At 33.5% G+C, this 9,381-nt stretch carries 7 protein-coding genes; 2 read left to right on the top strand and 5 right to left on the bottom strand.

Features of this window, described 5'->3' with window-relative positions:
- Positions 1-143 precede the first annotated feature (143 nt).
- Positions 144-1,169 (bottom strand): NADH-dependent flavin oxidoreductase, encoded by a 1,026-nt coding sequence (locus ACJMLO_RS07085; RefSeq protein WP_405295309.1) that lies wholly within the window; start codon positions 1,167-1,169, stop codon positions 144-146.
- A 67-nt stretch (positions 1,170-1,236) separates the two neighbouring features.
- Between ACJMLO_RS07085 and ACJMLO_RS07080 the strand changes: the two genes are divergently transcribed.
- The gene (locus tag ACJMLO_RS07080; protein ID WP_405295307.1) at positions 1,237-1,791 is read left to right on the top strand and encodes a manganese efflux pump MntP family protein; all 555 of its coding nucleotides are present in this window, start codon (positions 1,237-1,239) and stop codon (positions 1,789-1,791) included.
- A gap of 596 nt (positions 1,792-2,387) precedes the next feature.
- Here ACJMLO_RS07080 and ACJMLO_RS07075 read toward each other — a convergent pair.
- Positions 2,388-3,380, bottom strand: coding sequence for a hypothetical protein (locus ACJMLO_RS07075; protein ID WP_405295305.1), 993 nt, complete (start codon positions 3,378-3,380; stop codon positions 2,388-2,390).
- 84 nt (positions 3,381-3,464) lie between these two features.
- Positions 3,465-4,547, bottom strand: coding sequence for a tyrosine-type recombinase/integrase (locus ACJMLO_RS07070; protein ID WP_405295303.1), 1,083 nt, complete (start codon positions 4,545-4,547; stop codon positions 3,465-3,467).
- A 770-nt stretch (positions 4,548-5,317) separates the two neighbouring features.
- Between ACJMLO_RS07070 and ACJMLO_RS07065 the strand changes: the two genes are divergently transcribed.
- Positions 5,318-6,142: a hypothetical protein gene (locus tag ACJMLO_RS07065; RefSeq protein ID WP_405295301.1), complete on the top strand. Its 825-nt coding sequence runs from the start codon at positions 5,318-5,320 to the stop codon at positions 6,140-6,142.
- A 45-nt stretch (positions 6,143-6,187) separates the two neighbouring features.
- Here ACJMLO_RS07065 and ACJMLO_RS07060 read toward each other — a convergent pair whose 3' ends face one another.
- Together ACJMLO_RS07060 and surE are read right to left on the bottom strand one after the other, a co-directional pair.
- Entirely contained in the window at positions 6,188-8,053 is a 1,866-nt protein-coding gene (locus ACJMLO_RS07060; RefSeq protein ID WP_405295299.1) for a histidine kinase dimerization/phosphoacceptor domain -containing protein, read from the bottom strand.
- Positions 8,054-8,179: 126 nt separating this feature from the next.
- Complete coding sequence (gene surE / locus ACJMLO_RS07055; RefSeq protein ID WP_405295297.1) at positions 8,180-8,998, bottom strand: 5'/3'-nucleotidase SurE; 819 nt, start codon at positions 8,996-8,998, stop codon at positions 8,180-8,182.
- Positions 8,999-9,381 lie beyond the last annotated feature (383 nt).

The following is a 9,381-nucleotide window of genomic DNA, read 5'->3' as shown; positions in this document are numbered from 1 at the left end:
ATGAGGAACTGCAAAATTTTTTAAAAAAGTTTAGGCAATATGAATAATAGCATATATATGATACAAATACCTAATTGCCAATTCATATATTGCATGCCATTTAATTCAATATTGCTTTGATTAAATTGAGAGCCATTAAAAAATTATATGTTTAACTTGGGTTGTCTTTTGATGTGACAGGTACTGGTCTTTTTCCAGTAGCAGTTGTTGCAGGTTTTGCACATGCTTGTGCCATTTCCCTCAATCTGCCAGTCAACAAGAAAGCTTGGGTCATGTACAAAAGGCCTTTGCATTGAGATGAATTCGATATCGGTAGAATTCAGGATATCATTAATCTGCTTTTGACCTGTGGCACCTCCACCCAAAATAACAGGAATGTCAATGCCTTTAAGTATTTCAGATGTGGCATCAATAAGGGGATTCCTGTCTGTGTTTTCACGTGTGAAAAACTGCGGTGAGCGTGGACGTGTTATCTGCAAGGAATCCGCACCGTATTTTTCAAGCAGTTTTGAAACTTCAATTGTCTCGGCCAGAGTCATTCCGTTTACTGACCCGTCAAATGCATTCAGCCTGCAGTTGATGTGAAGACCGGTATTTTCCTTGATGACTCTTATAATCTCAAGAACGATTCTAAGGCGATTGAATGTGTTTCCGCCATAGTCGTCTTCACGTGTGTTGAATGCGGGATTGATGAATCTTGACAGGAAATAGTAGTTTCCAAGCCCCAGTTGGATTCCGTCAAAACCTGCATAGTCGAACTTTTGGGCGGCAATTATCATGTCTGTTTGGATTTTTCGGATATCTTCGATGGAGATTTTTTCAACTCCAATATTCTGTTGCGTTTTCTTGTTGAATTGGACAAATCCAAGCTGGGCAAAAATCGGAACGTCATAGACATGAACAAGGTCTGCCAGGTCACGTGCCTCACGGGCAAAATGAGTGTAGTGGATAGTATTTGAATATTTGGAGAATACGTCTCTCGGATAAAGAGAGTACAGCTCAGTAATGATTAAACCGACTCCGCTTGCTGCAATGTTTTCATATCTGTTGTATATTTCGGGTGTCATGTTTCCTGACTTTTCCCTTTGAGATTCCCAAAGTCCTGTTCTGACGATTCTGCTGTTTAGTGTCAGGTTTCCAAATTGGCATCTGTCGAATATGTCTTTCATGGTAATATTTATGATGATTTTTATATTTAAATAGATATTTATAAAATAATTTACATAGTTTTAACTGATGGCTTTCAATATAATTTCAACTTTTCTAATCGCTGTAGCCCTTGCAATGGATGCATTCAGTGTATCAATGACTAAAGGATTTACCCAAAGGGACTTGACAAGGACTCAGATTATATGTTATGGAATCTTTTTTGGAGGATTTCAGGCTTTGATGCCTATAATAGGATATTTCTGTGGAAATGTTATCGCAAATATTGTTGAATCCCTTGCGCCGATAATAGGTTTCGTTCTTCTTTTGGCAATCGGGCTGAACATGATTCGCGAAAGCCTGTCAAGTGATGAAGATGAAATGAATGATTATTTCTCATTTAAGGAGGTTACACTTCTTGCAATAGCAACTAGCATTGATGCATTTGCAGTTGGAATTACAATAGCTCTTCTAAATGATCCTATTTTAATCTCATCCGCAATTATTGGTGTAGTTGCCTTCATATTTAGTGTGGCAGGTATTTTCATTGGAAAGAAATTGGGAAATTATGTTGGAGACAAATTCCAAATTCTTGGTGGAGTTATTCTTATACTCATAGGCATTAAAATCCTTCTTGGATTTTAGAAATATATCATCCAAACCTAAAATTTATTAAATTTCGTAAAAATTAATAAATCTTATAAAATCCAAGCTCATTGAATGGGTATTTTATTTAAACCAGATTCTTTTGTAATTAAATTAATTAAAATAGTCATTAAAATCATTTTGTCATAAAATTAAGATATATCTATTTTTATTTAAGGATATTAATTGTTTTAAGACGATATTTTTACTAAAATTCTTGTTAGTGTGATATTACCATAGTCGGAAAAGTATTTCCGTATATTAACCCTAAATATGTATTAATAGATATTTATATAAAAATAGTTAAAATAGGTAAATATCTACTATATTCATTAATAGTATTTTACATATGTTAAGTAAAGTAGTATTAATATATATTTCCATATTTATATAATTTACAGTTATACAGAATGTATATATTTATCCACTTTCCATATATACAGAAACTACTATTAGTATATATTTTACCACTTATGCTCAAGTAATATTAAGAAAATACTATAAATCAACTGCTTCATATATATCAAGCTATTGAAATAGCATATTTTCTTCAAATTTTGTTATTTTTTAATAAATTTCATGAAATTTAATAAATTTTAGCGTCGAATATTGTGTCTTAGATATCTTACGAATTTCAGTACTATAAAGAATAATATTCCGACGAAAACTACAAATCCTGCAAGTATCAGCAGGAGAACCAAGCTGTCAAATGTTGACTTTTCATCTTCAAATGTAACAGATCCGATTTTTTCATAATCAGGACCTATTGGAATGTCCGGTCCGTTAATAACAGTATTGTTGAAGTGGATATTGTCTATGAACTCAGCATAATTGGTACCAACAAGTGATCCGTCATCATTTGCGACATATATATCAGTGGTATTGGCTTTATCTCCTACCTGGAAGTCATATGTGACTATTTCACGTCTGTCAAGACCATACAAGTCTGACTGGGACAATTCAGTCATTGCCTTTATTTTATCATCAATTCCAAGTGAAATGTTTCCTCCCCGAGATAATGAGTAGTCGTTTGGAATTGAAATGTACTGGCCAGGAACCAATTTGCCTGTTTTAAGCATGGTAGGGGTTGCAAAACCATAATTGCCGTTAGGGGCTTTGACAACAACATGGCCCTTTTGATAAGGTTGCTTGATTTCCTGAATCTTTTTTAAGGCATGTTCTGATATGCTGCAGTCGTCTGTAATCATCTGTGCGGTTATATTTTCACAGATTTGGCTGTCTGCGCCATCATCAATTCCGCCCAATCCTATTACCCAACCGTCATGGGTAACAATTACGTGGTTGAAATATCCATAATCTGTTTTATATTGCTTTATGGCAGGAATACCATGCCAGTCTACCTCTTCAATGAAAATATCGGCTGTTACATTGGAATCACGTCTATATGACATTAGTGAATTATTACCTTCTAGTTGCAAAACAATAGAACAACAGCCAAATGAGTCAGTTTCATTACCGACAACAGGTAGTGCATCAGTATTTTGATGATTGTAAGCAGAATATGCGCCACAAATGGATATAAAAATTATAAAAATACCTAATACAAAAATCTTTTTACCTAAATTCATAGAAATCAATAATTAAATTATAACATAAATATATTAGATTAATATACTATTTAAATTAATTTAATTTTGCATCAGGTATTAATTTCAGTTGTTGAATCTGTTGGAGTTAAGCTTTAATTTCTGTTTCATTTGCTCACGGTCAATGTGGATATACTTGTCAGTTGTCTGTGAGTTAGAATGACCTGCAATTGACTGTACCTCTGCAACAGTCAATATTTCAGCATAATGGGACAGTGCGGTGTGTCTTAGAATGTGAACACTGACGTTTTTGCTATAGTTTATGCTGCAGTCAATGTTTTCGTTTATGATTCTGTCATCACATTCACGTGCATGCTTTTTTATCAAGTCCTGAACACCACGTTTTCCTATGCGCTCACCCTTGATGTTTGTAAACAATTCTTCACGGATTTTCTCTTCAGCAGCTTTTTTTCTCTGAATTACCGGTTTATAGATGCCACTGGTCTTTTTTCTCAGTTTCGTGGTCCTCTCTTCCATCATGTCATTTAAGCTGCACAATGTATCATAAGTGATGAAGGTTGTTCTGTCCTTGGATTCACCTTTAGTAGTTTCTGCTCTCAGATAAACATCAATAAACTCATTTGTGTCATCCGGAAGCTCGTAAAATCCTCTGTCGTTGATTGGAACCTGAACATCTTCCTTGTTTAGAAGTACCAGTTCCTTTAGCCTCATTCCGGAATCAATAAATGTTCTGCAAATTGCGTAATCTCTTTTATTTCCGCTTTGTTGGATGGTATCTAAAAAGAAATTGGATTGTGGCCATGTTAAAGAGATTTTCTCAATTCTTTTTTTTGCAGTTTCAGGATCTTCGGTTTTTACTTCAATGATATCCTTCATTTTGATGGTTTCATGCTGGATTTCTTCCTGGACATCTTCTGAGTTTATGAATTCCAGAATGTTCATCATATATGTCTTGACTGTTGTTCTTTTATTTCCTCTTTGTTTTAAACAGTGTCTACGATAATGTCTCAACAGTTTTTTAATATTCTTGTCATTTAATTCATCTATGCCTTCATTTTCCAGATATTCGATGAATTTGGATATATTGAAAGTCTGTTTTTTAACCGTTTCTTTAGTTAAGTTCTTTACCTCTTGTTTTTCTTCTAAGTATTCATCTAGGTAGTCCGTTAGCTCATCAACTTCGATCATAAGCTTTTTGCCCCCTAAATTTCTTTACTCAAACCCTTGTTATACTATTGATTTTTTTAGTATATAAAGACTTCGTATCTTTTCGCCATTAACGTATATTATTACATAAAATATACGTTCTCTTTATATATTAAATTCGGACAATTTGGGAGTTTGTTGGGAAATGTTAAAAGTAAGGTAAGACATATACATCAGGTGGTTTCAAAATGGTGATTTCGTTAAATTTTGATTTTATAATAAAAAATTATTAAAATGTATTAACTCGGATTTGAAAAATTAAGGTAAAAATTTTTGGAATTTACTGTTTGTTATTAAGAAGTTATAATCTTGATATAATTAGTTCATGCATATGAAATGATGAGATCTTTGATGCAGCTACTGAATCAAAAACTGTTGGAAAATGTCAGATGATTTTTTGATGTATTGATTCTATGAATTCTACGGCTCAGATGACTTTCCTCTACAGCATCAAAAAAATTTCAGAATTTTCACTTTTCTCTTATTTTATAATTTATTCTCATTAAGTTAAAAATTTCAAGGCTGAAAAAATGAATTAAATTCATAATTTGCACTGTGGGGCTTTTGAAATATGATTGATGATTAGTTTGAGGAAAGGATTTGTCATCATCATTTAAGGTTTTAAAAATTATACAAACTGTTCGTTATATCAAAAATTTTAATACCTAATTTATATACTATTAGTTATATAATAAACATATCCATAACATAATTAATATTTGCTATATTATGTTTAAATTGGAGGTATCAAAATGAACTTAAAAAGAATGTCCATAATATTTTTAATATTCGCTGCTTTGATATTAAGCATCGGCTTTATATCGGCAGCCGATGAAAATGTTGAAGTATTAAGCAAAGAAAACAATATAGACGAACAAGTAGTATCCCAAAATACGAAATACATGGTTGATGAGCGTAACGACGATTATCCTATTTACACAACGGATATGGAAAAAAGCAATTACATCACTAAAACAGGAAAAATACAAACAGAAGTTGACGCAGATCCGGTTTCTGTAATGTATAAGAAAAACAATTATTTCAAAATAGAAGTTGAAGACAGATATGATGATGACATTCCTATAAGTCATGTGAACTTAAAAGTAAAAGTAGGTAGTGGCTCAAATGCCAAAACCTTCAACGTAAAAACCAATTCATATGGTATAGCTAAAATCAATACAAAGAAATTAAGCGTAGGGACTCATAAAGTTTCAATAACAAGCGATGATGAGAGATATTCCATCATGAAAACCTCAAAAATTATTGTTGGAAAATACGGTACAGCTACAATCAAGGGCAACGCTAAAAGTACAGTATTGAAAAACAATGATGTTATAAAAATTAAAACAAGATATGATGATGACGGTGAAAAGGAGGTAAAAGTATCCCTTAAAAAGGCAAAAAACACCAAAATCATCAAAGCCAAATTCTATCTAAAGGACAAATACACTGGACGTAAGATTGTCAAGACGGATCATGCAGAATTTGACGATGGAAGATGGGAATGGCCTGAAGAGGACTTCTCAAGCAGATACACTTTAACTAAAGTCAAAGTGTACTACATTACAACAAAATGATGGGAAAATACTTTCCCATAAATTATTTTTTTTAATGTATAAATATTATTCGATGGTATGTTGCATTACGGTAGGGAAAATCAACCTGTATGCAGTTCCTTTTTCCTGCTTTATGAAACTGATTTCTCCGCCTAACTGTCTGGTTAGGTTTTTGATTATTTCACAGCCCAGATTCTTTGATAGGCTATCATGATTCTTAATGCCGATACCGTTGTCCTTGATTATCATCTCGGCAGTACCATTGCCTAGATTTCGGATTTTCTTGGTAATCTTGTTGTTGGATGTTTTATCCGGAAATGCATGTTTGATGGCATTTACAGATATCTCATCAATAATCAAAAGTAGCGGAGTGATGACTTCAAGGGAAAGATTCAAATCCTCATCCACATAAGTCTCAAACTCTATATGATTTGGTAAATCAATCACATTCATTGTCACCCTGTCATGGTCAAGCAGATACTCTTTTAAGTTGATCTTTTTGAAATCCTGAGAATTGTAAGTCTTTTCATGAAGCAGTGCAAGTGAACGCAAACGGGTTTGCATATGTTCAATGATTATTTCGGGTTTGTCTTTATATGCTCTTTTTTCAAGATTAAGGAAACTGTTTAGAATCTGCAGGTTATTTTTGACTCTATGATGAATCTCCTTAATTAGAATCAGTCTACTTTCATTGGATTCGATTAACTCTTCCTGTTTGTCCTTTTCTTCGGTTACATCAGTCAGAAAACCTATGCTGTGGATAAAATTTCCATATTCAAATCGTTCAATAAACAAATCAACAATTTTCTTCTTATTCGGATTTCCATCTACACAGAAGGTCAGGGTTTCATTTATCTTATCCAATTCTCCAGTACGCATCTTATTGATCTTTTGAACTACATCATCCTCAACGATATTCTCCAGAACCTTATCTGAGTGAACATATTCTTCATAATTCTTTTCAATTAGATAATAGAAACCTTTAGAGAAGTTAAATCGTTTTGCATTTAATGGTTCAATCAGCAAAGCCAATTTCTTGCTGTTTTTAAAACCGTCCATCATGAAATCGACCGGCCTGGTGAGTTCACCTCTTGAATAATGGGTTATGTCATTCATCATTCCCTGACGGATGATGATACCGCTTTCATCAAAATAGGAATATACATTGACTTCTATTGTTTTCAAAATGCCATCGTTGGTTTTTATTCGAATAATCTCATTGCACTGGGCAGTTTCTTTATTGGTAACGTCGAAAATCTTATCGACAATGTGTTTGTCTTCAGGTATTACCAAATCAAAAACTATGTTGAAAAAGTCATCGGATTCCTCTTTTGCACGATTTATGATATTGTATATTCCCTGTGACCAGGCATATTTTCCGCGGATTTTGTAATAGCTTCCGGTCTGCGAGAAATTTTCCATTATGTCATTTTTGTCTTCATCGAAATCTCTGTATTCCAGATCTACACGGTTGCTTACTTTTGTGTCGATGTTTTGGGAAGTTACAAAAATCTTTCCCGAATCATAGACTATTTTTGCGTTGCTTAGTTTTGATACATTATTTTTATTGTAATAGACGAAGCGTAACTCTTTAATGTTGTGGTTTTGATAGACTTCAACGAAATCATCGTGTAAGATGTCATAAAACAAGGGGGACAGTTTACTCAATAATCTGCCTTTCGCATCATCTTGAGTGCAGTGATATTTGTTGAGAGTGAAATTGCCAATTCTTTGGATAATGAAATCTTTCCCATCTTCATAGGGAATAAATGAATGAATTTCAACCTGAATAGTATTTATAAGCTCCGGAAGGGGGATATCCTCAACATCAAACTCCTTATGTGTGGGATTATAGAAATCCTCATGACTTGCATCATAAATGCGAACTTCATCAATGCCCTCAAATTGCCTAAACTCTCTTTCAACTTTCATTGCTGCACCATGTATGCTGTAATATAATATGATATATATTAATGATTATATATAAAATTTTTAACCATTCGATTTGAAATTTTATAAATTATGGTGGAATTGACTGGAAAATCATGATTTAAAATGTTATTTGAAAGAATTTAAATCTTTAAAGGTCATGTCTGCATTGAGGGGAGTTAAACTTGGTCTTTTTTCAATAAAAAGCGCATATCCATCACTGCCCTCAGGATACTGCTTAACAAGGTCAGACACTATCATGATCAAATCGTCGCTGTTTTGATTTTCATCTAAAGGATAGCTGAATATCTCTGCTTTTTCGTTTTCAGTGTTGTCAATGACATCCTTTTCAAGCATCTTATGGGAGAGATGGGTTATCTCAACTTCTTCGCATTCATAATTTGAAGGCACATTCAAATTAAATAAATCCACTTCCTCAGGAAATCCTTCATTTTTTATTTTCAATACCAGATTATGAAGAACCTTCTTTGTTAATGAAAAATCATAGTCCACATACCATTCGCCGTTTTCATCCTGTTTGTATGAAGTCTCGGGATCGACAAAAAGAGAAACGGCAATTGCAGGAATTCCAAGGCTTACTGCTTCAAGGGCAGCACATACGGTTCCGGAAGATGTGATGTCACAGCTTATGTTGACTCCCTGATTTATTCCACATATCACCAAATCGGGCTTCTGATCCATTATGTAATTTGCGCCGACAACAACACAATCGGCAGGGCTGCCCGAAAGAGAATAGGCAGGACTTTCATCATCCAGTTTGCACTGCTCAATTTTCAAATGCTTGAACAGTGTTAATCTGCGGCCCACACTGCTGTTGTTCCTGTCGGGAGCTACAACAACAATATTGCCCAAGTCTTCGACTGACTGCTTTGCAGCCAATATTCCCGGTGCGAAAACACCGTCATCGTTAGAGATTAAAATGTTCATATAACAAAAACCTTAAATTTTTTAAATAATTTTATCTAATATGTGAAAGAATACTCCGACCTCTGTAGGTTGGAGATGAATTTCACAAAAAAATGAAAGCTTTTTTTTAAAGATTAGTTTTCAAATGCTCTCTCACTTTGTTTATATATGTATTATATTCATATATAATTTTTGTAGTGTTACTAATTTAAATCCTTTATAAAGATGGGGTTTTTTTTATAGATTTAATGTTAGGTGTGTGTTTTTTATGTCTGATGTTTTGACTTGTAAGTGTCGTATTAATCCTAATTGGGATATGAAGATTGCTTTTTGGGATGCTTTTGGAGCTTCTCGTTTTGTTAGCAATAACGTTAGACAAGAAGTTAGACAAGCAAGAATTCACA

Origin of the sequence: Methanobrevibacter sp. (assembly GCF_045120835.1) — an archaeon.
Lineage (GTDB): Archaea > Methanobacteriota > Methanobacteria > Methanobacteriales > Methanobacteriaceae > Methanocatella.
The sequence above is the reverse complement of the archived record's forward strand: the minus strand, read 5'-3'. Positions and strand labels throughout refer to the sequence as shown.

Coding starts and splice junctions, on each gene's coding strand:
- ACJMLO_RS07085 (WP_405295309.1), bottom strand. CDS start 1,169: ATGAAAGACATATTCGACAGATGCCAATTTGGAAACCTGACACTAAAC.
- ACJMLO_RS07075 (WP_405295305.1), bottom strand. CDS start 3,380: ATGAATTTAGGTAAAAAGATTTTTGTATTAGGTATTTTTATAATTTTT.
- ACJMLO_RS07065 (WP_405295301.1), top strand. CDS start 5,318: ATGAACTTAAAAAGAATGTCCATAATATTTTTAATATTCGCTGCTTTG.
- surE (WP_405295297.1), bottom strand. CDS start 8,998: ATGAACATTTTAATCTCTAACGATGACGGTGTTTTCGCACCGGGAATA.
- ACJMLO_RS07060 (WP_405295299.1), bottom strand. CDS start 8,053: ATGAAAGTTGAAAGAGAGTTTAGGCAATTTGAGGGCATTGATGAAGTT.
- ACJMLO_RS07080 (WP_405295307.1), top strand. CDS start 1,237: ATGGCTTTCAATATAATTTCAACTTTTCTAATCGCTGTAGCCCTTGCA.
- ACJMLO_RS07070 (WP_405295303.1), bottom strand. CDS start 4,547: ATGATCGAAGTTGATGAGCTAACGGACTACCTAGATGAATACTTAGAA.